We start from the raw sequence: 23,880 nt of genomic DNA on the forward strand, positions 1-23,880 counted from the left end.
GGATTCTCCGATCAAGTCAGCGCAGATCGTCTGACCTGTGCTGAAATAGCCCTCCGCCCAACTCTCACGCCCGAGCAAGCCTCCACCCCATGAGTCAGATGAGCTTTTCCGATTTCGAATACGCCGGTAAGCGCAAGCAAACCCGTCGTGAGCGTTTCCTGGCCGAGATGGAACAGGTCGTGCCGTGGAGCGGACTGGTCGCGTTGATCGAACCGCATTACCCAAAGGCAGGTGGCGGTCGCAAACCCTATCCATTGGAAACCATGCTGCGCATTCATCTACTGCAAAACTGGTTTTCACTGAGTGACCCGGCTATGGAAGAAGCGCTGTACGAGATCACTTCGATGCGCCAGTTTGCTCGACTGACGCTCAGCGCTCCAATCCCCGAAGACACGACGATCATGAATTTCCGGCACCTGCTGGAGAAGCACCAGTTGGCGGCAGGCATCCTGGAAACCATCAACGCCTACCTGCGAGACAAAGGCTTGTCGCTGCGCCAGGGCACAATCGTCGATGCCACGATCATCCACGCGCCCAGTTCGACCAAGAACAAGGAGGGCAAACGCGATCCGGAAATGCACCAGACGAAGAAGGGAAACCAGTACTTCTTCGGCATGAAAGCGCATATCGGAGCCGATGCTGAATCGGGTCTGGTACATCATGTCCATGGCACCGCCGCCAACGTGGCTGACGTGACGGAAGTTGCCCATCTGCTGCATGGTGACGAGAATGTTGTCTGTGCTGATGCGGGTTACACCGGCGTAGAGAAGCGGCCTGAACATGACGGTCGGCAGGTGATCTGGCAGATCGCAGCACGCCGCAGTACTTACAAGAAATTGAGTAAGCGCAGCGCCCTGTACAAGGCCAGGCGCAGGATTGAAAAGGTCAAAGCCCAGGCAAGGGCCAAGGTCGAACACCCATTTCGCGTCATCAAGCGGCAGTTCGGTTACGTGAAAACTCGTTTCCGCGGGTTGGCCAAGAACACGGCGCAACTGACCACGCTCTTTGCGTTGTCGAATCTGTGGATGGCCCGGCGGCAACTATTGAGCGTGACGGGAGAGGTGCGTCTGTGATGCAGAAAAACCAGAGGCGTCTCTGGTTTTTTGTGTAATGCGCGGCTGAAAAACCGGCTGAACCGACGCTGTCTGCGATCAGGGAGCGGATATCTGGTGACTTGTTCGGAGCATCCTTAGCGACACGCCCAAGGGCGCGACGCCCAGTGCGCAACTCTACAGCCTGGTCGAAACAGCCAAAGCCAACGGCAAGGAGCCTTATGCGTGGCTACGCGACGCACTGGAACGCCTGCCGCAGGCGTCCTCAGTGGAAGATTACGAAGCCCTGCGGCCTTGGAATGGCACGCCTTATCTGCATAGCGAAGCGCTCGCCCATCTTTGGATAGGTGGGGTTCATGGAGCGCTTACCCTTTTTCGTGATCAGGCCTGCAAATAAACAACATGTGTGTGGGTGTATTCGTACAAGCCGTGCTTGCCGTCGGCGCCGCCAATCCCTGATTTACGAACGCCTGCGTGAAAACCTTGCATGGCCTCGAAGTTCTCCCGGTTGACGTAAGTCTCGCCGAAATCGATCTCGCGAATCGCGTGCATGGCTTTGCTCAGGTCGCGTGTGTACAAGGATGACGTCAACCCGTATTCACAGTCGTTGGCCAACGCAATGGCTTCATCGAGGTCATCAACGATCTGGATGGGTAACACTGGCCCGAAGACTTCCTTGCGCATGATTTCCATGTCCGCACGGCAGCCTGCAAGTACGGTAGGTTGATAGTGAAAGCCCTGGCCAAGGTCTGCGAGGTTCCCGCCGGTAATGAGGGATGCGCCTTGTTCCCTGGCTTTCTTGACCTTGGCCGCGACGCTTTCCAGGCCCTGGCGATTGATCAACGGCCCCATCTCAACGGAGGCGTCTGCAAGTGGATCACCATAACGCGTCGCCGCCATCGCAGCGCTGATCTTCTCTATGAACTGATCGGCTACCTGACGCTCCACGTAGACGCGTTCCGCACAGTTGCAGACTTGGCCGGTGTTGATGATCCGCGAACCTCTGATCGCCTTGACGGCCAAATCCAGATCAGCATCAGCCAACACAATGGCAGGTGCTTTGCCCCCTAACTCAAGGTTGAGTTTGGTGATATTCGGCGCCGCTGCGCTCATGATCCGCGCGCCGGTTTCAACGCTGCCGGTGAAACTGATCAGGTTTACCTGCTCGTGCGCCGAGAGTGCTGCACCCACTTGACCGTCGCCGCTGACCACATTGAACACACCGGGAGGAAGGTCGACTTCAGCAACCAGCCGAGCGAACTCAAAGCAGTTGTTGGGCGTTTCTTCACTGGGTTTGATGACGATGGTATTGCCTGTGACCAAGGCTGGCGCCATCTTGCGAGCGATCAGAAAAAACGGGAAGTTCCACGGCAAGATACCGGCGACCACGCCCAGCGGCTTACGGAACATGAAGATATTTTCCCCAGGTCGGTCACTCGTGATGATCTCGCCCTCTATCCGTCTTGCCCACTCAGCCATGTAGTCGAGATAGTCGGCGGTGAAATTGACTTCAACCTCAGCAAGGCTCAAGGTCTTGCCTTGCTCCAGGGTGATGGTGCGGGCCAGGTGTGGAACGTTTTCTCGCAGTTTGTTGGCGATCTTGCGCAGGTAGCTTGCCCGCTCATTCGCGGGGCGGCGGGCCCAACCTGATTGCGCGGTCCGGGCTGCGGCCAGGGCGCGCTCAACCTGATCTGCATCTGAGGCAGGTACCTTGGCCAAAAGGGCACCGGTCGCCGGGTTCACCACCTCAAAATGTTCTGAGGACGACAAGAACTGGCCGTTGATGTAGTTCTGATAGACGGGTACTGAGGTCATGGTCTGTCTCCATCCTGATCAATAGGTTCTGGATTCGCTGCGCTGCTCGGTCTCACGGTACCGGGCAAGGTTGGTGAGGGCTGCTTGGCGCATCAGGCTGATGTCGATTGCGACAGCGATGAACTGGCAACCCCAACTTTGATATCGACGAGCGTCTTCTTCAGCCGGGGCCAGGATTCCGCTCACCTTGCCAGCGGCAAGGGTGGCGTCGATGGCATGCCTGATTTTTCCCTGCACCTCGGGATGGGAGGGATTACCAACGTGGCCCATACTGGTGGACAGGTCGGCCGGGCCGATGAAGATGGCATCGACACCGTCAACCGCTGCAATTTGCGCAACGTTATCGACTCCGGTGCGGGACTCTACCTGCACAATCAGGCAGAGCTCTTCATGGGCTGTGTTGATGTAGTCGGGTATGCCATCCCAGCGAGTCGCGCGGGTAAGTCCACCGCCTACGCCACGAATGCCATGTGGCGGATAACGGGTCGCCTTGACCAGCGCTTGCGCCTGCTCGGCAGTCTCGACCATCGGTATCATCAAGTTTTGTGTGCCGATATCCAGTAGTTGCTTGATCAACACGGGGTCGTGTCCAACTGCGCGCACGATGGGCGCGGTGGCGTAGGCGGCCACAGACTGCAACTGGGCCATGATCGATGGCACGCTATTTGGGGCGTGCTCACCGTCAATCAGCATCCAGTCATAACCGAAGCTTGCGGTGATTTCCGCAGCGTAGCCTGTGGCGAATCCCGCCCAGATGCCGTAGAGCGGTTCTTTTTTGGCTAGCGCAGCCTTGAAACTATTGCGGGGCAGTTTCATAGCAAACAATCCTGTCGAATTAGTAAGTCGCAATGACGGCCCGCCGAGATCGTTGGATCGGCGAGCGTCGACCCGATCAATGTTGATAAGGACGTTGCAGCTGGCATTCCGGATTCAAGGTCACGCCAAAGCCCGGCTGGTCGAGCCTCGAAAGACGCATACGGCCGTTCTCTGGCACTGGCTCACCCAGCAGTTGAGGATGGAACATGGGCACTACCTGGTCAGCCTTCGGCGCCATCATCAGGAATTCGGCGAACGGGCTATTGGTGCGCGTGGCGACGAAATGGTAGCTGTACACCGATGAACCGTGAGGCACGACCATTGCGCTGTGCGCGTCTGCCAGCGCCGAGATCTTGATCAGCTCGGTAATGCCTCCACACCAGCCGACATCGGGTTGGATAATGTCGCAGCAGCCCATCTCAAGCAGCATTCGAAAGCCCCAGCGAGTGGCTTCATGTTCACCCGTGGTCACCAGCATGCCGGTGGGTACGGCCTTCTTCAGGGCGGCGTAACCCCAGTAGTCGTCGGGCGACAGCGCCTCTTCGATCCATTTGAGGCCGAACTCTTGAGCACCATGGGCCAGCCGCGTTGCGTAGTTCAGATCCAGGCTCATCCAGCAATCGAGCATCAGCCAGAAATCCTTGCCGACCCGCTCGCGCATCACGGCCAGCTCTTCAAGATTCTTGCGAAGGCCTTCTTCGCCCTCGGCAGGGCCGTGATGCAGCGGCAACTTCCCACCGATGAAGCCCATCTTCTGCGCCAGATCCGGACGTGCGCCGGTGGCATAAAACTGGAGTTCATCACGCACTGCCCCACCGAGCAGCTGGTGCACTGGCTCCTGACGCACTTTCCCGAGCAAATCCCACAGCGCCAGGTCGACGCCCGAAATGGTGTTGATGACCAGACCCTTGCGGCCGTAGTACTGGGAGGCGAAGTACATCTGATCCCAGATACGTTCGATATCTGTGACTTTGGCGCCCTCAACGAAACGGGCCAGATGTTTTTCAACGATGTAGGCCGCTGGTTCGCCGCCGGTGGTCACGGCAAAGCCGATATTGCCATCAGAATCCTCGACCTCGACGACCAGAGTGCCGAGGACGTTGATGCCGAAACTGCGACGACTCTGGCGATACTCCGGGTACTTGCTCATTGGCGTGGCAATGTGATCGTCGATCCAGTGACCGTCGCCTTGATCGTGATAGTCAGCGCCACCCCCACGAAGGACAAAGGCACGAACATGTTTGATGGTTGGTGTGGCCATGGTTGATTCCTTTGGATCAGATCTGGACGGAGGGTTGCTTGCGAGGCGTGGCGACACGGGGAGGGCGAACGCCCATTACCAGCGCCGAAGAAACAAGGGTGGTGACGGCCAGCAAGTAGAGGCCCGCTGCGGGGGAGTGAAACGCGCCTTCAGCCCAGTTCTTGAGGATGGGGGCAATGAAACCGCCCAGCGCCCCAAATGAATTGATCAAGGCGATGGCTCCTGCAGCGGCAGATCCTGCGAGAAAACTGCCTGGAAACGTCCAGAAGACAGGCTGGACAGCAATGAAACCGGACGCGGCGAAGCACAGCGCCAGGATGCCAAGCAGGGGGCTTGCGAAGCTGACGGATGCTGCGATGCCTAGCCCGGAAACCACCAGTGTCAGGGCTGCCACTGCGCGTCGTCGGCCGGTACGATCGGCGATGGTCGGAACCTTCCAGGCGGCCAGAAGGGCGCATAGCCATGGCAGGGCGCTGACCAGGCCCACCATGAGCCCGACTTTAGTGCCCAGAAGGCTTGCCACCTGGCTTGGCAGGTAGAACACCACACCGTAGACGCTTGCCTGTATCAGCAGATAAATCAGGCACAAATACAGTACCGCAGGCTGTAAAAGCACCTTGAGGAGGCTCCCGTGCGACTGTTTTTGGCTATCCTCGGCATCCAGGGCGGCCTGAAGCTGGCTGCGCTCCTGAACGGTCAACCACTTCGCATCGCTCGGCCGATTGTCCAGGTAGAAGTAGGCCCAGACGCCCACCGCAGTAGCCATCAAGCCTTCGACGGCGAACAGCCACTGCCAGCCGTGGGTACTCAGGAAGCCGTCCAGCTCAAGCAGCAAACCAGAGAGGGGGCTGCCGAAGATAAAGGCCAGCGGCGCGCCGAAGTAGAAGAAACCCATGGCCTTGCCCCTGGCAGCGCTGGGGAACCAATAGGTCAGGTAAAGGATAACGCCTGGAAAGAAGCCGGCCTCCGCGACCCCCAGTAGAAAACGCAGTACGTAGAAACTGGTTTCGGTATATGCGAACACCATGGCCGCCGATATCAGGCCCCATGTCACCATGATCCGACACATCCACAACCGGGCACCGATCCTGTGCATGATCAGGTTGCTGGGGACTTCGAGTAATGCATATCCGGCAAAAAAGACGCCCGCGCCGAAGGCGAACGCAGCGTCGCCAATCCCGGTGTCGGCCTGGAACGCTTGCTTGGCAAAGCCCACGTTGGCCCTGTCCAAGAACGCCATGATGTACATCAGCAAGAGGAACGGCAGCAGCCGCCATGAAACCTTGGCCAGCAAGGACGGTGGGAGGGAGTTCACGTCAGTTTCCTCTTATTGGAATTATTGGGTTGACTATGTAAGTGCGATTCGGATGGGAAGGCCCGAACCTCAACAAGAATCAAACCGGGAAACGGCTGGCGAAGGGGCGCCCGGCTGCGTAGATCGGCGAGCGAGCAGAAGGGGCATGACGTCCACCTCGAGGGGTGTGAATTCTTGTTGCATCGACTGTACTGCGCGTCAGTGATGCGTGACTAATCGAATTAAGCTTATAGTTGATACCTTAAGGTAATCGATAGGAGTGGAGGTATGAGCGTCGAGCGATCGCCTCAGCAGCTGTTCAGCCGGTTGCGTTACAAGCATCTGCAGATGCTGGTCGTGCTTGGCTCGAGCCTGAACCTGCACCGGGCCTCACTGAGCATGAATATGTCTCAGCCTGCGGCGACACGTATGCTGCAGGAAATCGAGGGCATGTTTGATTGCGAGCTCTTCGAGCGACTGCCTCGGGGTATGCGGCCTACAGCGCTGGGTCGCGAACTTCTGCGCTTTGCGGAGGCGGCTCTCAGTGGTCTGGATCGGGCCGCCGCGGATTTGGCTGCGCGCAAGCTAGGCGGATACGGCTACCTGTCGATCGGTACGATCATGGGGGCCGCTCCGGATCTTGTGATGAATGCGGTGGCTGAAATCAAGGGACTTCACCCTCAGCTGCGCATTCGCATCATGGGTGACACGAGCGATCAAGTGGTGCAATTGCTGGAGCAAGGGCGTGTGGATATCGCAGTCACGCGGCGAAGTCCGAGCAATGATCGAGAGCACTACGTGTTCGAGCCCTTGGGCAACGAACGACTGATTGCCGTGGTTCACAACGGCCATCCTTTAGCCAAACGTCGCAAATTACAGTGGAAGGAGTTGGTGACGGATTGGCCGTGGATCCTTCAACCCGAAACCAGCCCTGCACGGATCGCAATCGAGCAGGCATTGCAGCGACTTGAATTGCCAATGCCAGCCGACATCATCGAGTGCAGTTCGGTTTATTCAATGCAGCAATTGGTACAACTCACGGACGCGCTGATGGTGCTCTCGGAGTCTGTAATGCGTGATTATCTGAAGATGGGACTGGTGAAGGCGCTGCCCGTCACGCTGGATGCACAGATGGCACCTTTCGGGTTGTTGCGTCGCAAGGATGAGCCGGTCAGTCGCGAGTTACAGCACTTCATCGAGCTGCTGAGAAAGCGTGCCGCCGATCCTCGGGCAGTTGAAAAGCTGGTTGGACAAGACGCACGCCCAAGTCACTCCGCAACGCGTGCTGGGTAAGGCCGTGCATTACCTGGCGAGTCACTGGAGCCGCTTGGAACGGTATGTCGAGGCCGGTCATTTGCCGGTGGGGTTCATGGATCGGATGCAGGGCATCCATGGCCGGGAGCCTCAGGAAAACTGCTTGCGGATCTTTAGGCGCAAGTGAGACTGCGCCTAAAGCCCCGCTCCTGGAAGGCAGCGGGGCTTTTCCACAGCCGTTTTCTTACTGCGCGATGGTCTTCACCGAAACCCCGCGCTCGATCGGCGTCGAGGTGCGCCCATACACATCCTCGAAGCGCTCGATGTCATCCTCGCCCAGGTAGCTGCCGGACTGCACCTCGATGATCTCCAGCGGGATCTTGCCCGGGTTGCGCAGGCGGTGGATCGAGGCGATGGGGATGTAGGTCGACTGGTTCTCGGTGAGCAGGAACACGTTCTCGTCGCAGGTCACCTCCGCCGTGCCGGACACCACGATCCAGTGCTCGGCGCGGTGGTGGTGCATCTGCAGCGACAGGCTGGCGCCAGGCTTGACGGTGATGTGCTTGACCTGGAAGCGCCCGCCCATGTCCACCGAGTCGTACGAGCCCCACGGGCGGTACACCTCCAGGTGGTTCTGGGTCTCGCTGCGGCCCTGCTGGTCGAGGGTGTTGACCAGTTGCTTGACGCCTTGGACCTTGTCCTTGTGGGCGATCATCATCGCGTCCTTGGTCTCGACCACCACGATGTTCTCCAGGCCGATCACCGACACCAGCTTGCCGTTGCCGTGGATCATGCAGTTGCGGCTGTCCTGTACCACCACGTCGCCCTTGGTGACGTTGCCGTCGGCGTCCTTCTCGTGCACTTCCCACAGCGACGACCAGCAGCCCACGTCGCTCCAGCCGGCGGAAAGCGGCACCACGCAGGCGCGCTGGGTCTTTTCCATCACCGCGTAGTCGATGGAGTTGTCCGGGCAGCAGGCGAAGGTGGCTTCGTCGATGCTCAGCACATCGGCGTCCTCGTCGCTGCGCTCCAGGGCCAGCAGGCAGGTGTCGTAGATGTCCGGGTCGTGCTTCTTCAACTCTTCGAGGAAGCGGCTGGCGCGGAACAGGAACATGCCGCTGTTCCAGAAGTAGCCGCCGGCGCGGACGAACTCGTTGGCGCGCTTTTCATCGGGCTTCTCGACGAACTGCGCGACCCGCGCCACGCCCTCGGGCAGCAGCGCGTCCTGGCTGGAGCGGATGTAGCCGTAGCCGGTCTCCGGCTTGGTCGCCGGCACGCCGAACAGCACCATCTCGCCGCGCTCGGCGGCCACGGTGGCCAAGGCCAGGGCGCGTTGCAGGGCCTTCTGGTCCTCGATCACGTGGTCGGCCGGCAGCACCAGCATCAGCTCGTCGCGGCCTTCGTTGACCAGCTTCATCGCGGCCATCGCCACCGCCGGGGCGGTGTTGCGGCCGAACGGCTCCATGAGGATCGCCTGGGTCTCCAGCTTCAGGCCGCTCAACTGCTCCTGGACGATGAACTTGTGGTCCTTGTTGCACACCACGATGGGGGTGTCCATGCCTTCGAACACCAGGCGTTGCAGGGTTTGCTGGAACAGCGTGTGCTCGCCGGTCAGGGCCAGGAACTGCTTGGGGAACTGCTTGCGCGACAGGGGCCACAGACGCGAACCGCTACCACCAGAAAGAATTACCGGGATCATGATGTTTCTCCAGAGTCGTTTAGAGGCAGGGGATCAGTGAGTGGCTACAGGACGGGTGACCCACACCGGCGACAGGCTGCTGCCGGAACCGGTCACGTACAGCACCGCGGCTTCGCCGCGTTCCAGGGCGACGGGTTTGACGTCGCTGACTTTCTTGTCTCCTTCGTAGAGCGCCAGGCTGACCTTCACCGGGTTGATCTCGCGCTCGCCACGGCCCTTGGCGGCCACCGGGGTGACCACTTCGGTCTTGCCGTCGGCGGTCTTCAGGGTCAGCGGTTTGTCGCTGAGGTTCTGCACCCGCACCAGGGCTTTCTGTTTGTTCTTGAACGGCGGTTCCTCGATCAGTTGCGGGTTGCCGCCGGCGTTGTTGACCAGGGTGTAGTACTTGTCCGAGGCCAGCTTGACCGGCACCGACTTGCCGCCGACCTGGGCGGTGTAGTCACCGCCGGGCAGGAAGCTGAAGTCGCTGCTGGCCTGGGCGCCGACCTGCTTGATCTGGGTGTTGCCGACGCTGGCGGCGGTCGGCGTGCCGGTGGCGTTGTACAGGCGCACGAAGGTCGAGCCCTTCGGCGCGCTCGGGCCGTACAGCGCCGCGTCGGCACCGGCCAGGGCCTGCAGCGAGAGCAGGCTCAGGCCGGCGGCGAGGGTGAAGGCTTTGGCAAAGGAAGGTTTGTTGGTCATGTGCATGTCCTCTATCAGTGATCCGTCCGATTGGACGACAGGGCCAGGTTTTCTTCGGTCTTGCGGGTGTTCTTCAGCTGCGCGATCCACTGCGGGTCGAAGGCGCTGAGGTCGTTCTTCATTGGCAGATATCGTTCGGGGAACTCCCACACCACCACCTGTGGCGGGTGGTCCTTGAAGGCGTCGCTTTGCAGGTACTTGAGCATCGGCAGCAGCGGGCCGTGGCCGTCTTCGGCGTAGTTGGCGACATCGCTGCGCAGGGCCTGCTGCAAGGCGCCGAGGAAGTTCCAGTGCGGGTTGGCGCTGTAGCTGGTGCCCACCAGCGCCACCGGGATCTGGCTGTCGGCGAACAGCGCGTCGCCGCTTTCGCCCTCGGCCTGGGCCGGGCGGGTGGTGCGTTGTTGCAGGGTGTCCGGGGGCGGCAGCAGGTTGCTGAACAGCGGGTCGAGCGGCAGGAAGTTGGTCAGGTCGCCCTTGTACGGCGCGCTGGCGCCGGCCTCGGTGATGTAGGCCTGGGGTTCGCCGCTGAGCAGGTTCTGTCGGCTCACCGCCTCGGCCAGGGCCTGGGCCACCGCTTCGGCGCCCATGGGCGTCCAGTGCGTGTCGGTGCGCAGGAACACCTGGCCGCGGGCCTTGGCCTGCTCCAGCGGGGCCAGCAGGTCGGGGGCGAACACGTTGGCCTGGCGGGCCTGTGCGTGGAATTGGTTGAACAGCTCGCCGTGCAGGCTGGCCGGTTGCTCCTTGCCCAGGTACTCGGGGTACAGCCGCGCCTTGGCCGGCACGATCGCCAGCACCAGCTGGGTGCCGTGGCGTTGCAGGGTGTCGCGCACCCCGCGCACCAAGGCGAGGTTTTCCTGCATCAGCTGTTCGGCGCCTGCGGTGGGCTTGAACTCCTCGTCGCTGAACAGCCACTGGTCGCGGCCCAGCACCACGCCGGGGCGGCCTTCGTCGAACAGCTTGAAGTCCAGCGCGGCCCACAGGTTGGTGCCGATGCGCTTGATCGGGAACTGCTCGTCGTAGTGGGTTTCGGCGGCCTTGGCCAGCTTGCCGTCGAGCAGGGTCATCTGCCCGGTGCGGTTGAAGCTGTCGAGCCCGCCCACGGACCATGCGCCCAGCCCGGTCAGCAGGCCGAGGAAGGTCATGGAGTAGGTGATGCGAAGTGTCCGGTTCATGGTCGGGGCCTCAGAACTGGAAGTAGAGGAACGGCGAGTAGCTTTGCGCCGAGAGCTTGAGCACCGAGGCGATGAACAGCAGCAGCACCAGCGCGCGGGTCATGATGCGTGCCCAGTCCAGGCCCACCGAGCCGTCGGCGTTGACCTGCACCGGGGTGCGCGGGGCTTGCTGCGGGGCGGCGTTGCGGTAGAAGTCGCGCAGGCCGAAGAACGCCAGGCTGGCGTAGGCCACGATCAGGGTCGCCACTTGCAGGCCGGTGAGGTTGGCGCGGTTGAGTTCCGACAGCTGCCAGTCGCCGAAGCTGAACATGGCGCCGTACATGCGTGCGGCCACGTGCAGGTTCTCGGCGCGGAAGATCACCCAGCCGACCACCACCAGCAGGAAGGTGAAGGCCCATTTCACCGGGTTGAAGCGCTGCGGGTTGGTGTCCAGGCCCAGCGCGCGCTCGATCGCCAGCCACATGCCGTGCCAGGCGCCCCAAATGATGTAGGTGAAGTTGGCGCCGTGCCACAGCCCGCCCAGCAGCATGGTCAGGAACAGGTTGCGGTAGGTGTTGAAGGTGCCTTTGCGGTTGCCGCCCAGGGTGATGTACAGGTAGTCGCGCAGCCAGGTCGACAGGCTGATGTGCCAGCGCCGCCAGAACTCGGTGATCGACTGGCTGATGTACGGCTGCTTGAAGTTCTCCATGAAGCGGAAGCCCATCATCAGACCTAAGCCGATGGCCATGTCGCTGTAGCCGGAGAAGTCGAAGTACAGCTGCGCGGTATAGGCCAGGGCGCCGAGCCAGGCATCGCCAGTGGTGGGGTTCTGCAGAGCGAAGCAGTGGTCGGCGACCACCGCCAGGGTGTCGGCGATGAACACTTTCTTGATGAAGCCCTGCATGAAGCGGGTGCAGCCTTCGGAGAACTTGTCCAGGGTGTGGGTGCGGTTGTTGAACTGGTCGACCAGGTCCTTGAAGCGCAGCACGGGGCCGGCGATCAGGTGCGGGAAGATCGCCACGAACGCGGCGAAGTCGATCAGGTTGCGGGTGGCCGGGGTGTCGCCGCGGTACACGTCGATGATGTAGCTGATCGACTCGAAGATGTAGAACGAGATACCGATCGGCAGCAGCACGTGGGTGAGGATGAACGGTTCCAGGCCGAACGAGGTGATGATCGCGTTGAGGCTGTCGACGCCGAAGTTGGCGTACTTGAAGTAGCCGAGGATCGCCAGGTCCACGCCCACGCCGAGCAGCAGCCAGCGCTGGGCGGGCTTGGTGCGCACGCCGGCGGCGCCGACTTTCAGGCCGATCCAGTAGTTCCACAAGGTGACCCCGGCGAACAGGGCGAGGAAGTCCACCCGCCACCAGGCGTAGAAGATGTAGCTGGCGACCAGCAGCAGCAGGTTGCGATAGCGTTGCCCGCTCAGGTAGTACAGGCCGAGGAAGATCGGCAAGAACAGGAACAGGAACACGTTGGACGAGAAGACCATCCCGGTTCTCCTTGTTGTGCACAGCATCCGGGGCACAGCGCCCCCCAAACCCCCCACGACAACGTGGAAGGTCACCTAGTCCCCCTGTAGGAGCGGGGCACGCCCGCTCCTACGGGGATCGCGTCACTTTTTGAGCTCAGCGCTCGGGTCGTAGACCCGGGTCATGTCACCGCCCATGCGGAAGCTGTTGAACGGCTGCATGCCGTGCTTCTTCTGCAAGGTGTCGCCCACGCATTGGTACAGCGCGCACCAGGGCTCGAGCCAGGCGTACTTGCTGTCGACCTTGAGGTCCTTGAGGTCTTGCTTGACCCCGGCGCGTTCGGCGAAGTGGACCGGGTCGCGAGCGCCGGCCAGCACGCCTTCGCCGAGGCGTTGCAGGGCGAAGTTGTTTTCCTTGCGCAGGTCCACGCCGTTGGCCTGGGCGAAGCTGGCGATCAGCGCCAGCGGCGGCAGGGCGTAGTTGTGGTAGGCCAGGGCGCGCTGGCGGCGCTTGATCTCGTTGGGCAAAAAGCCCTGGTCGTCGACCTGGTTGGCGCCGACCTTGTATTCCTTCACTGCCCAGTCGAACAGGTCGCGCCGGTCGGTGGCCACGGCGGTGGCCATCACCGACCAGGCGGCCCAGTAGCTGTGGTTGTTGATCTTCTCCAGCGGCAGGTCGCTCCAGTCGCGCACGACTTGCGAGGCCAGCTTGGCGAACCACTTCTCGATCAGCTCGGCCTCGGCCTGGTGCGCGGCCAGGGGGTGGGCGTTGGAGAACTTCAGGCGCAGCCACGAACCGCTCATGCTGCCCAGCGCCCATTTGCGCATCGACTTGCCGGTGTGGTTGAAGTCGGTGGACTCCAGCGCATCGGCGCGCGCCCAGGTGCCGAGCCAGGTCAGCACGCAGTCGAGCTGGGCCGGACGGCCGTCGCGCATGTACTGGCCGACCATCTTGCTGATGCCCTTCTCCAGGGTGGTGATGTCGGCGGTGGAGTCGCGGAAGGCTTTTTCAGAGGCGACGTTGAGCGTTGCCCGGGCCTTGTCCGAGCCTTCGTACTTGCTGCGAAACTGCAGCGCACCGGTGTAGGGCTTGGGCGCGGCTTCGCAACTGAAGTTGCCGTCGCCGGTCTTGAGTTTCTCGATGCCCTCGTAGTAACCCTGAGGCGGCACCAGTGCAGCCTGGGCGGCACCGCCGCACAGGGCCAGCGCGAGCAGGGCGGGGCGTAGGGTTCGTTTCAATGCAGTCATGTTCGCCTCACTGGCCGGCTTGCGCGGTGTTGCGCGCGTCGCTGGCGAAGTTGTTGCGTTTGCAGAGCTTGGCCTCGACCTTCTGGGTGCCGCTTTCCGGCCCCTGGACTTCCAGCGCCAGCAGGTTCTGGCTGGCCCAGTCCTCGTCCTCGCGCATCTGGAAGACGAAGCGCCCGTCGGTGTCGGAGGTCTCGGGTTTTTCGATCTTGATGTCCTCGTGGCGCCCGTTCAGGTACCAGAGGGTGGCTTGCAGCACCTTGACCGAGGTGTCCTCGAAGCGGATGTCGAGCTGGTGGTTGCGGTTGACCAGGTCCTTGATCACCCCGCCTGTGCCGTTGACCATCAGTTCGTTCTTGCCCGGCTTGAGCGTGGCGCTGGCGCTCATCTGCGCCGGGCGGCCATCGCAGCCATCGTCGAGCAGGGCGAGGATCTGCCGCCAGATGGTTTCCTGGTCCAGGCGGTACAGCGGCGAGAATTCCCAGATGAGGATCTTCGGCGGGTTGTTCTGGAACTCCTCGCTGCCCAGGTACTGGATCATCGAGCCTTCCAGGCCGCCGCCGGGGAAGGCGACGTTGAGCACGTCGGCGCCGATGTACTGTTCCAGGAAGCCCGAGAAGTTGTAGTTCTTGCCGCTGTGGCTGGTGCCGACCAGGGTGATCTGCGCGTTGCCCGCATCGCCGAACAGGTCGTCGCCGCCACTGGCGCCGCCCTTGGGCTCGGTGGCGAACTGGTCCATGTACTGCACCGCATAGCTGGTGCCGCACAGCTGGCCGGCGACGTTGTGCAGGGTGCCGGTCTTGCCCATGCGCCCGGACTTGTGGGTCTCGAATGCCTTGCGCGGCACACCCGCGAAAGCCGGCATGCGGTGCACGGTGTCGGCGACGATCTTCGCCGCGCGCTCGGCGCCGTAGGGCGTCCAGTGCTGGTCGCCGCGGAAGTAGAAGTCCTTGCCCTGGTCGGCGGCGGCCAGTTGCTCGTTGGTCAGCGGCGACAGGTCGGGCACGTTGTAGCCCATCTTCTCGAAGCGCTTGAGCATGGCCTGGTAGTTGCCCAGGGCCTTTTGGTAGTCGAAGGCGGCCTTTTCCTCGGGCTTGAGCATGTTGCGGTTCACCAGGCCGCGGGTCGGCTGGTACACCACCACCAGTTCCACGCCGCGCTTCTTGAAGGCGTCGTGCACTTGCCGCAGGCGCTTGTAGCCGCCCGGGGTGGTGTCGAACTCGGTGCGCAGGTCTTCGCGGGTGCGGAACAGCCAGTCGCCTTGGGCCTGCACCAGCGTGGTGAAGTTCTGCTGGTAGCGGGTGGTGTAGCGGCTGGCGTCGTGGGCCTCGGGGCACAGCTGGCAGCAAGGCTCGGCGCTGAAGCTCGGCGGCTGCGCGTCGTCGGCGCGCACGCCCTGGCTGATGGCCAGGAGGGCGGCGGACAAGCCGAGCAGTTTCATCAGGTGTGGGGTCATGGTCGGGGCTTCCTTAGTCGATCATTTCGGTCTGGCGTTCGACCGGGTCGATCAGTACGGCCTTCTGCTGGCGCACCAGCAGGTCGAGGATTTCGTCCTGGCGCTCGCCGAGCACGCCATTGAGGCTGATGCCGCTGGACTTGCGCGGGGCGAGCATGGAGACCTTGTACAGCTCGACCGACAGGGGCGAATCGATCGACAGCGGGCCGGAGCCATTGGCCGCCAGCTCGCCGCCGACCACGATCAGCGAGACCTTGGTGTCGAACGGGTCGAGGGCGATGTCGCGGTCGGTGTCGGAGAGGTCCTTGATGTGCCCGTACACCCCGACCAGGCCGTTGGCCATGGCGACGTTCTCGTACAGGCGGATGTTCACGCTGTTGCGCACGCGGATGCCGTGGCGGCGGTTGTTGATCAGCTTGTTGCCCCAGATCAGGTTGTCGCCGCTTTCGTACAGGGTGATGCCGTCGGTGTGGTTGCGGTAGATCTCGTTGTAGGCGATCAGGTTGTTGACGCTGTTGCGGTCGATCACCACCCCCGAGAGCTTGTTGTCGTAGCTCTTGTTGTTGATGATCCAGCTGTCGTTGACCTCGCGCGAGACGATGATCCCGTGCTTCTTCTTGGTGCCGTGCACGGTGTTGCCGGCGATGATCAGGCGGTGCGAGCGGTCGTGCGGGTCGATGCCGTAGACGATGTTGTCGCGGTAGGTCGAGTCCTTGATCACGAAGTCCTGGGTCTCGTAGCAGTAGAAGCCGTACCACATGTCGCTGAATTCCGAGCCGAGGATCCAGCCGCTGGGTTCAGGGCGGCCCATCTGCTTGGCCATGTTCGGGGTGTACTGGGAAATGCTCACGCCATACGACTTGGACTTGGCGTAGCCGAAGCTGGCCATTTTGCTATTGACGATGTAGGTCTCGGTGCCGCCCCAACTGAGCAGGAACGGGCGGAACTCGTCGGGCTTGCGGAAGGTGGCTGGGCCGTTGTCCTTCTCGCGCCAGCCGGTGACCTGGGTATCGGTGACGAACAGCTTGCCGTCGTTGACCAGGAACGACCCGCCTTCCTGGGACAGGCGCAGCTCCTTGACCTTGCCGTCGATCTCCAGCACGCCCTTGCGCCCGACCACGATCGGCAAGCGCGCCAGGTACACGCCAGGGGCGGTTTCGCGCAGGTACTGCTTGGGCACCTGCCTGGCCAGCTCGACCAGGCTCACGTGGCCGTCGTCGATGAAGATCGCCTGGGGAATGCCCTGCTGGCGACGCACCCACTCGGCGCCCTTGTTGTCGCCGCCGATGAACTCCTTGAGGGTCTCTTCCTGGAGCATGCGGCGCACGCTGACCTTGCCCTTGTGGGCGCGGTCGATCTTCTGCTGCACGGCCTCGGCGGTGTAGCCGGAGAGGTCGGGCAGCGTGGGCGGGTCCAGGTGCAGCGGCTCGACCGGCGCGCTGGACACGGTGTAGGTCTTGGCCTGCTGCAAGCCTTTGGCGATGGTCGGCTGCTCGGCGGCGACCGCCAGCCCGCCGGCCAGCAGCAGGGCGCTGGCGAGCAGGCTGTGGCGCAGGTTCGGATGAAGGTTCATGGCTGTCGTCTCCCGACCTCAGTAGCGCCAGATCACGTCGACGAAGGCGCGGTGCATGTACGAGTCGACCTCGCTGCCGTAGGCGTCGCCCGGCTTGAACACCCCGGCACGCAGGCGCACCAGCGCCGACGGCTCGTCGATCGACTGGCTCAGCGAGGCCGGTAGCAGGCCTTGCTTGAAGTACTTGGTGACGACCACGTCCATTTCCTGGCCGAGGTCTTTCTCACCGTTGATCAGCGGACGGTTCACGCCGTTGTCCTCGACCACCGCGTTGATGCCGCTGGAGCCGATGTTCTGGTTGCCATCGACACGCCAGAACTTGTGGTAGATGAAGCTCGCGTCGTAGTCCTCGCGCAGTTGCCAGGAGGCGAACAGGGTGGCCGCTTGCAGGTTGCCCAGCTCGCCACGGAAGGCTTCGCCGAAGCGGTGCACGCGCGAGCGGGTGCCGGTGAAGTTGGAGCGGTTGCTCTCAAGGCCGGTCTGTTCGAAGTTGTTCGAGCCGTCGCTGCCGCCGCCACCGCTGCCACGGGCATAGGCGGCGCCGACCTGCCACTGCGGGTTCAGGCGCAGGCGCACGCCGAGGTCGGTGGCCCAGGCATTGACGTCGCCGCTCTGCTTGCCGGTGGCGACCTGGTCGTTGCCCACCGCCTGGCTGCTCAGGCTGTCGCGGTCGCCGGTCAGCCAGGTCAGGCTGCCCCAGTAGTTGACGCTGTGCTCGTTGCGCCAGTTGTAGGCGTCGCTGTTGGCTTCCAGGCCCAGCCAGGTGAGGTCGCCGGTGCGGGTCTTGTCGAGCGGCTCGACGGTTTCGCCGGGGCTTTTCAGGCTGCCGCCGTCATGGCTGTGGTGGGCGCGCAGGCCAACCCAGTGCCCAGGCGTCCACTGGGTGGCGACGTTGCCGTAGACGTGGGTGCGGTCTTTGTCTTCGGGGGCCAGCTCGGTGAGGTCGGTGCGGTATTCGCTGAAGCGCTGGGCCACGCCCAGGTCGGCCTTGAGCAGGGTGGTGTCGAAGGTCCAGTTCAGCGCCTCGATGTTGGTGTCGCGCCACATGCCGTCGTCGCTGCGCAGGCGCTGGCGGCCGAAGCGCAGGTATTCGCCGGGGTAGGGCGTGAAGCCGTTGTAGCCGACCCAGAATTCGCGCAGGGCCAGGTAGCTTTTGTCGGGCTTGCGGCTGTCGTCGCCGTTGTCGATGGTGCTGCCGTCGTCGGACTGGCGCAGGGTGTCGGTCTCGATGATGTCGGTGGCGGCCACCGCCTGGCCCATGGCGTAGGCGTTCCACTGGCCGCGCTCGCCGTACACCCAGGGGCGCAGGTCCAGGCCCAGGCCGTTGACGTCGCCGCCGGAGCGGGTGCCCAGGTCGCGGTCGTCTTCGGACTGGCCGGTGACCTTGATGTCCAGGCCGAAGTTCTTCGCCGCGGTTTCCTGCGCCAGGGTCGGGCAGGCCCACAGCAGGGCGAAGCCCAGGCCGATGCCGGCTTTCACGAAGGGGTTGAGCGTCATAGCGAATCCTCGGCGTCTACGGCTTCTTCATCGTCTTGCAGGGCTTCCAGGGCCAGGCTGCCGCCGGCGCCCTGGGCCATGCCCGCGCGGGCCCGCTGTTCCTGCGCCAGCAGGCGCTGGGCCTGGCTGCGCTGTTCGGGCGTGAGTTGCTGGTCGAGCTGTTGCAGCAGCTCGGTGGACTGCGGCGTCGGGTTGACCTGCGCCAGTTGGGCGAACACCCAGGCGTTGCCGGGGTTCTGGCGGATGCCGTGGCCTTCGCTGTAGAGCTGGGCCAGGGCGTAGTCGGCGCTGAGCTGGCCGCCACGGGCGGCGCTGAGCAGGTGGTCGACGGCCTTCTGCGGCTCGACGTCGCCCAGGTAGCCACGGCGGTACAGCTGGCCGAGGTAGTAGTGGGCGCTGACCTCGCCGGCCTCGGCGGCGGCGCTTAGGTGCTGCTCGGCTTTCTCGGCGTCGGCAGGCAGGGTCTTGCCTTCGTAGTACAGGCGGCCCAGCAGCAGCTCGGCGCGTGGTTGTTCGGCTTCGCGGCCTTTGTCGATATAGGCCAGCAACTGCTCGGTGTCGCCCAGTTCGGGGAAGTCGTAGAGCAGTTGGGCCAGGCTCACCCAGGACGCCGGGTTGGCCGGGGCGATGGGTTCGAGCAGGGCCTTGGCGGTGTGCTCGTCGGTCTGGCCGAGGCTGCGGTCGGCCAGCACGCGGGCGACGCTGTCGACCCGGCTGGCCGGCACCGCGCCACGGGCATGGGCGGCCTTGAGCTGTTCGAGCAGGGCGGCCTGCTGGTCGGGCTGGGCGCGCTTCTGGTAGACGGTGGCCAGTTCGACGTAGCAGATGTCGGTGGTGGCCAGCGCGGCCTTGCAGATCTTCTCCACATCGCCCAGGTGCTGGTCGTAGGTGCCCTGGGTGCGGTACAGCAGCACCTGGGCCAAGCCCGCCTCGGGGCTGCCGGCGGCGCGCCACTGGTCGATCTGCTGCTGGGCATTGATGTTCGGGAAGCTCTGCGGGTACTGCAGGTAGAGCATCGCCAGGGGGATCAGGGTGTTGCCTTCACCTTGCTTGGCGGCGAGCTTGAGCAGCGTCTCGGCCTCTTCGCGCTCGGCCTGGGTGCTGTTCGGCTTGGCCACCAGCAGGCGGCCGAGGCGGGCCTGGGCACGGGGCGAGGTGGCGGCGGCGGCGCGGTAGGTGGCCTCGGCCTGTTGCAGCTTGGCCGGGTCGCGGGTGGCGACCTGGATGTCGGCCAGGCCCACCTGGGCGTCGCTGTAGCCAAGGTCGGCCAGGGCGCGGTAATTGGCCTCGGCGGTGGCGGTGTCGCCGCGTTTGAGGGCCTCGTTGGCCAGGCGCTGGTCGGGCAGGCCGGCGCAGCCGGCCAGGGTGATGGCCAGCGCCAACGCGCACCACGGCTGCGGGCGGGCGCTGTGCGCTCGATCTACAGGGTACCGGCCGACCTTGATCACGGGGTTCGCCGCGCCACCTGGATCAGGCGATGCCGACCCAGGGTTGGAAACGCAATGCAAAGGGTTCATCGTCCGCTCCCCCTCACAGCCCGCGAGCCACGGCCTTGTCGATCAGCCAGCTCAGCGACGGCCCACGGTCGCTCTTGACCGACGCCGGGCGCCCGGCCAGCTCTGCCGGCAGGCCGCCGTCAGGCTTGATCTGCACACGCAGGTCCGAGGCCAGGTTGTCGGTGTCCAGGCTCGTGCTGCTGACGATCTGCCCGGTGCGCACTTCGTCTTCGCCGGCGACCTGGAAGCTGACCCGGGTACCCGGCTTGACCTCGTCGAACTGGCGGTAGCTGAAGCGCGCCTCGACCATCGGGTGGGTGGTGCGCGGAATCAACTGGAACACCGCCTGGCCCTTGCTGGCGTACTGGCCATCGTCCACCAGTTGGCGGGCGACCACGCAATCGCAGGGGCTGGTGAGGGTGCCGGAGAGTTGCTTGCCGAACAGTTCCTCGACCTTGGCCGGCTCCAGTTGCGAGTCGTCCAGATGGCCCTTGAGCAGGTCGAGCATGCTGGTGTTGAAAGTCGCCAGCGGCGCGCCCTTGACCACCTGCGCGCCATGTTCCACCAAGGCCTGCACGCTGCCGTCGCGGGGCATGGTGACGTTGGTGGTGGGCACCGCCACCACGCCGGCCTCGGCATGGCTGACGAAGTACAGGCCGTACAGCGATTTGGCGACGAAACCAAAGGCAGCGATGCCGACCACGAACACGCCCAGGCTGACGGTCACCGCCTTCAAGCGGCCGAAGGCGGACAGGCCCGAGCCGCCGTCCTTCTGCTTGCGCGCCTTGGTGAAGTTGTCGCGCTGCAAGGTGCTGAGCACGTCGCCGACGCTGATCAACTCGCCGGACAAGTGGCTGGTGATGATGTGGCGCAGGGTGGCGATGTCGCGCGGCTCGAGGTTCTGGAACTGCGCGCCGGTGCGGCCGCTTTCCGGATTGTACGAGCGCACCTGGAACTCGATGTCCATCGACAGGCCCAGGTTGTCGACCACGAACTGCAAGCGCCCGCGCAGCACCTGGCCTACCGCCAGGCGTTGCTTGGCGTGAAAGCTCAGGCCACCGGCGGAGAGGTCGTCGACCTTCACCTCGTGGGTTTGGCGCTCGGCATCCAGGAAGCGCAGCTTGGCCGGGATGCGCACCCGGGCGTGTTGGCGCTGGGCTTCGGACTCATGCACGACGTTGACGTTCACGGCGGTATTCATGGTGGTTTGTTCCTGTTAGATCCGATCCGGTTGGGCTCACACGACCATGAACAGCACAGCCACGAAGATGCTGGCGGCCGAGAAGGTCATGGTCCGCGAGGACCAGGTGTTGAACCATTGTTGAAAGCTTTCGAGGTCACGCTTGAGGGCAGTGGGCTGGCGAGTCCAGGACTGTTTGTCGAGGCGGAAGAACACGTAGATCTTCATCACCGCGCCGACGATCTGGTTGTAATAGAGGATCAGCGGGTAGGCCGGGCCGACGCTGTGGCCCGAGCACAGCAGCATGATGGTGAGGATCAGGCGGGTGATGCCGATCCACAGCAGGTACACCAGCAGGAACTGCAGGCCGAACTTGAAGCTGGCGATCAGCGCCACGGTCAGCCCCAGCAGGCTGGTCCACATCGACACGCGCTGGTCGAGCAGCACGATGCTGGTGAACAGCCCCAGGCGCTTGAGGCCCAGGCCCAGGGCGCGGGAGTTCTGCCGCAGGTTGTTGCCGTACCAGCGGTACATCAGCTTGCGGCTGGCCTTGACGAAGCTCTTCTCCGGCGGATGCTCGACCGTGTTGATCGCGGCATCGGGCACGTAGAAGGTGTCGTAGCCCAGGCGCATCAGGCTGAACCAGCTGGACTTGTCGTCGCCGGTGAGGAACTTGAAGCGGCCCAGGCGCCAGTGCATCAGCGAGTCGCTTTCCACGTCGGCGATGAACTCGGGGTTGGTCACTACGCTGGCGCGGAACATCGACATGCGCCCGGTCATGGTCAGCACGCGCTTGGACAGGGCCATCGAGCACATGTTGATGTGGCGCTGGGCGAAGCGCAGCTTGTGCCACTCGCTCATCACGTAGCCGCCGCGCACTTCGCAGAATTCGTTGGTGGTCAGGCCACCGACGTTGGGGTAGAGCTTGAACCAGGGCACGGTCTTGGCCACGACGCCTTCGCCGAGCACGGTGTCGCCGTCGATCACCGCGACCACCGCGTTTTCGTCCGGCAGCATCCGCGAGATGGCGCGGAAACCGTAGGCCAGGCCGTCGCGCTTGCCGGTGCCGGCGATGCGCACGATGTCCAGGGTGACGTGGGCGGGCGGGTTGTACTTGGCCCACAGGCTTTTCACCAGCAACTCGTCGGACATCTCCACCAGCGAGCAAACCACGGTGGTGGGGTAGCCGCACTCGATGGCCTCGCGGATCACCGAGCTGTACACCTGGGCGGTGGTCAGCGCGTCGATGCGAAAGCTGGTGACCATCAGGTACACGTGTGACGGGGCCGCCGCCTGGCCGAGCTTGCGCACCTTGTTGCGCAGGTACGGGTAGACCAGGTACAGGAAGATCATGCCGCGGATGAAATGGGTGGCGCCCATCGAGTAGCGCCAGATGCCGACTGCGCCGACCAGGAAGATGAAGTGCTTCGACTGCGCGTCGAAGATATCGCTGGGCAGGGCCAGGGCGATCAGCATGAGCAGGCTCATGTAGAGCAGCCACCCGGCGCACTGCAACAGCACTGTCTGGAGCCTTTGCATGTTCAGCATCCGTCGCGAGAATCAAGGAATGCGGGGCCAACCGGCCCCGCGTCGGGCTGGCTTACCAGCAGATGCCTTCGGTGCGGTTGGCGGTGCTGGTCGGCTTGCTCATGAAGCCGACCAGGTCGATCACCTGCTTGCCTTCCGGGGCCTGCTGGGCGAGGGCGCGGAACTTCTCGTCGCGGTTGCCGAGGATGATGATGTCGGCGTCGTTCACCACCTGGTCGAAGTCGGCGCTGAGCAGCGACGAGACGTGCGGGATCTTCGACTCGATGTAGTCCTTGTTGGCGCCGTGCACGCGGGCGTACTGCACGTTCTGGTCGTAGATGTTCAACTGGTAGCCCTTGCCGATCAGGCGCTCGGCCAGCTCCACCAACGGGCTTTCCCGCAGGTCGTCGGTGCCGGCCTTGAACGACAGGCCGAGCAGCGCGACCTTGCGCTTGTCGTGGCTTTCGATGATGTCGAAGGCGTTCTGCACCTGCGATTCGTTGCTGCGCATCAGCGAGTCGAGCAGCGGCGCCTTCACGTCGAGGCTGGCGGCGCGGTAGGTGAGGGCGCGCACGTCCTTGGGCAGGCACGAGCCGCCGAAGGCGAAGCCGGGGCGCATGTAGTACTGCGACAGGTTCAGGGTCTTGTCCTGGCAGACCACGTCCATCACTTCGCGGCCATCGACGCCGACCGCCTTGGCGATGTTGCCGATCTCGTTGGCGAAGGTGACCTTGGTCGCGTGCCAGACGTTGCAGGTGTACTTGATCATCTCGGCCACTTCGACCGGCTTGCGGATGATCGGCGCGTCGAGTTCTTCGTAGATGGCCTGCAGCACGTCGCCGCTGGCGCTGTCGAGTTCGCCGATGACGGTCATCGGTGGGTGGTCGTAGTCCTTGATCGCGGTGCTTTCGCGCAGGAACTCGGGGTTGACCGCGACGCCGAAGTCGACGCCGGCCTTCTTGCCCGAGCAGTCTTCGAGGATCGGGATCACCACGTTCTTCACGGTGCCCGGCAGCACGGTGCTGCGCACCACGATGGTGTGGCGGCGGCTGGTGTCGCGCAGCACGTAGCCGATCTCGCGGCACACCGACTCGATGTACTCCAGCCCCAGGTCGCCGTTCTTCTTGCTCGGGGTGCCGACGCAGATCATCGACACGTCGCTGGCGCGGATCGCCTCGGCGAAGTCGGTGGTGCCGCGCAGGCGACCGTTGGCGATGCCTTGTTGCAGCAGCGCCTCAAGGCCTGGTTCGACGATGGGCGACTTGCCCTGGTTGATCAGGTCGATCTTGGTGGTGGACACGTCCACCCCGATCACTTCATGGCCCCGTGCCGACAGGCAACCTGCACAGACCGCACCCACGTAACCCAAACCAAAGATGCTGATACGCATCGCATTCACCTCGTGTGTTTAT

17 protein-coding genes and 3 pseudogenes are annotated in these 23,880 nt (G+C 63.4%); 4 read left to right on the top strand and 16 right to left on the bottom strand.

All coding sequences use genetic code 11. The features are described 5' to 3' along the window. Nucleotides 1-89 precede the first annotated feature (89 nt). Both P0Y43_RS07930 and P0Y43_RS07935 read left to right on the top strand, forming a co-directional pair. Complete coding sequence (locus P0Y43_RS07930; protein WP_275635279.1) at nucleotides 90-1,073, top strand: IS5 family transposase; 984 nt, start codon at nucleotides 90-92, stop codon at nucleotides 1,071-1,073. Nucleotides 1,074-1,185: 112 nt separating this feature from the next. Beyond that, nucleotides 1,186-1,374 (top strand): annotated as a pseudogene (locus tag P0Y43_RS07935) (transposase domain-containing protein); the annotation flags it as partial. Between the two features lie 59 nt (nucleotides 1,375-1,433). Here P0Y43_RS07935 and aldA read toward each other — a convergent pair. From aldA to P0Y43_RS07955, 4 genes are all read right to left on the bottom strand, one after another. Then, complete coding sequence (gene aldA, locus P0Y43_RS07940; protein WP_275636754.1) at nucleotides 1,434-2,867, bottom strand: aldehyde dehydrogenase; 1,434 nt, start codon at nucleotides 2,865-2,867, stop codon at nucleotides 1,434-1,436. An 18-nt stretch (nucleotides 2,868-2,885) separates the two neighbouring features. Continuing rightward, entirely contained in the window at nucleotides 2,886-3,683 is a 798-nt protein-coding gene (locus P0Y43_RS07945) for an HpcH/HpaI aldolase family protein (RefSeq protein WP_275636755.1), read from the bottom strand. A 76-nt stretch (nucleotides 3,684-3,759) separates the two neighbouring features. Beyond that, nucleotides 3,760-4,944, bottom strand: coding sequence for an L-rhamnonate dehydratase (rhmD, locus tag P0Y43_RS07950; protein ID WP_275636756.1), 1,185 nt, complete (start codon nucleotides 4,942-4,944; stop codon nucleotides 3,760-3,762). 16 nt (nucleotides 4,945-4,960) lie between these two features. Next, nucleotides 4,961-6,259, bottom strand: a complete 1,299-nt coding sequence (locus tag P0Y43_RS07955; RefSeq protein WP_275636757.1) for an MFS transporter — start codon at nucleotides 6,257-6,259, stop codon at nucleotides 4,961-4,963. A gap of 267 nt (nucleotides 6,260-6,526) precedes the next feature. Between P0Y43_RS07955 and P0Y43_RS07960 the strand changes: the two are divergent. After that, a pseudogene (locus P0Y43_RS07960) lies at nucleotides 6,527-7,459 on the top strand (LysR family transcriptional regulator); the annotation flags it as partial. Beyond that, nucleotides 7,458-7,601, top strand: a pseudogene (locus P0Y43_RS07965) (IS66 family transposase); the annotation flags it as partial. The pseudogenes P0Y43_RS07960 and P0Y43_RS07965, both read left to right, overlap by 2 nt. A gap of 135 nt (nucleotides 7,602-7,736) precedes the next feature. Here the strand turns inward: P0Y43_RS07965 and P0Y43_RS07970 are convergent. The 12 genes from P0Y43_RS07970 to P0Y43_RS08025 form a co-directional block, all read right to left on the bottom strand. After that, complete coding sequence (locus tag P0Y43_RS07970) at nucleotides 7,737-9,191, bottom strand: mannose-1-phosphate guanylyltransferase/mannose-6-phosphate isomerase (RefSeq protein ID WP_275636758.1); 1,455 nt, start codon at nucleotides 9,189-9,191, stop codon at nucleotides 7,737-7,739. 33 nt (nucleotides 9,192-9,224) lie between these two features. Then, the gene (locus P0Y43_RS07975; RefSeq protein ID WP_430540229.1) at nucleotides 9,225-9,878 is read right to left on the bottom strand and encodes an alginate O-acetyltransferase AlgF; all 654 of its coding nucleotides are present in this window, start codon (nucleotides 9,876-9,878) and stop codon (nucleotides 9,225-9,227) included. A gap of 8 nt (nucleotides 9,879-9,886) precedes the next feature. Further along, nucleotides 9,887-11,044: an alginate O-acetyltransferase gene (locus tag P0Y43_RS07980; RefSeq protein ID WP_275636760.1), complete on the bottom strand. Its 1,158-nt coding sequence runs from the start codon at nucleotides 11,042-11,044 to the stop codon at nucleotides 9,887-9,889. Between the two features lie 10 nt (nucleotides 11,045-11,054). Then, entirely contained in the window at nucleotides 11,055-12,515 is a 1,461-nt protein-coding gene (locus P0Y43_RS07985; protein ID WP_275636761.1) for an MBOAT family O-acyltransferase, read from the bottom strand. A 123-nt stretch (nucleotides 12,516-12,638) separates the two neighbouring features. Further along, nucleotides 12,639-13,742: a mannuronate-specific alginate lyase gene (locus tag P0Y43_RS07990; protein ID WP_275636762.1), complete on the bottom strand. Its 1,104-nt coding sequence runs from the start codon at nucleotides 13,740-13,742 to the stop codon at nucleotides 12,639-12,641. 7 nt (nucleotides 13,743-13,749) lie between these two features. Further along, nucleotides 13,750-15,195 (bottom strand): alginate O-acetyltransferase, encoded by a 1,446-nt coding sequence (locus P0Y43_RS07995; RefSeq protein ID WP_275636763.1) that lies wholly within the window; start codon nucleotides 15,193-15,195, stop codon nucleotides 13,750-13,752. 13 nt (nucleotides 15,196-15,208) lie between these two features. Further along, nucleotides 15,209-16,768: a mannuronan 5-epimerase AlgG gene (gene algG / locus P0Y43_RS08000; protein WP_275636764.1), complete on the bottom strand. Its 1,560-nt coding sequence runs from the start codon at nucleotides 16,766-16,768 to the stop codon at nucleotides 15,209-15,211. Nucleotides 16,769-16,786: 18 nt separating this feature from the next. Further along, nucleotides 16,787-18,265 carry an alginate export family protein gene (locus P0Y43_RS08005; protein ID WP_275636765.1) on the bottom strand — a complete coding sequence of 493 codons (1,479 nt, stop codon included), beginning with the start codon at nucleotides 18,263-18,265 and terminating at the stop codon, nucleotides 16,787-16,789. Beyond that, nucleotides 18,262-19,782 carry an alginate biosynthesis TPR repeat lipoprotein AlgK gene (gene algK, locus P0Y43_RS08010; protein WP_430540230.1) on the bottom strand — a complete coding sequence of 507 codons (1,521 nt, stop codon included), beginning with the start codon at nucleotides 19,780-19,782 and terminating at the stop codon, nucleotides 18,262-18,264. The genes P0Y43_RS08005 and algK overlap by 4 nt, the downstream gene beginning before the upstream one ends. 13 nt (nucleotides 19,783-19,795) lie before the next feature. Then, nucleotides 19,796-20,962 carry an alginate biosynthesis protein Alg44 gene (locus tag P0Y43_RS08015; RefSeq protein WP_275636767.1) on the bottom strand — a complete coding sequence of 389 codons (1,167 nt, stop codon included), beginning with the start codon at nucleotides 20,960-20,962 and terminating at the stop codon, nucleotides 19,796-19,798. Between the two features lie 36 nt (nucleotides 20,963-20,998). Continuing rightward, entirely contained in the window at nucleotides 20,999-22,480 is a 1,482-nt protein-coding gene (locus tag P0Y43_RS08020; RefSeq protein WP_275636768.1) for a glycosyltransferase family 2 protein, read from the bottom strand. A 61-nt stretch (nucleotides 22,481-22,541) separates the two neighbouring features. Next, entirely contained in the window at nucleotides 22,542-23,858 is a 1,317-nt protein-coding gene (locus P0Y43_RS08025) for a nucleotide sugar dehydrogenase (RefSeq protein WP_275636769.1), read from the bottom strand. Nucleotides 23,859-23,880 lie beyond the last annotated feature (22 nt).

It is taken from the genome of Pseudomonas entomophila, from assembly GCF_029193575.1.
GTDB lineage: Bacteria > Pseudomonadota > Gammaproteobacteria > Pseudomonadales > Pseudomonadaceae > Aquipseudomonas > Aquipseudomonas entomophila_G.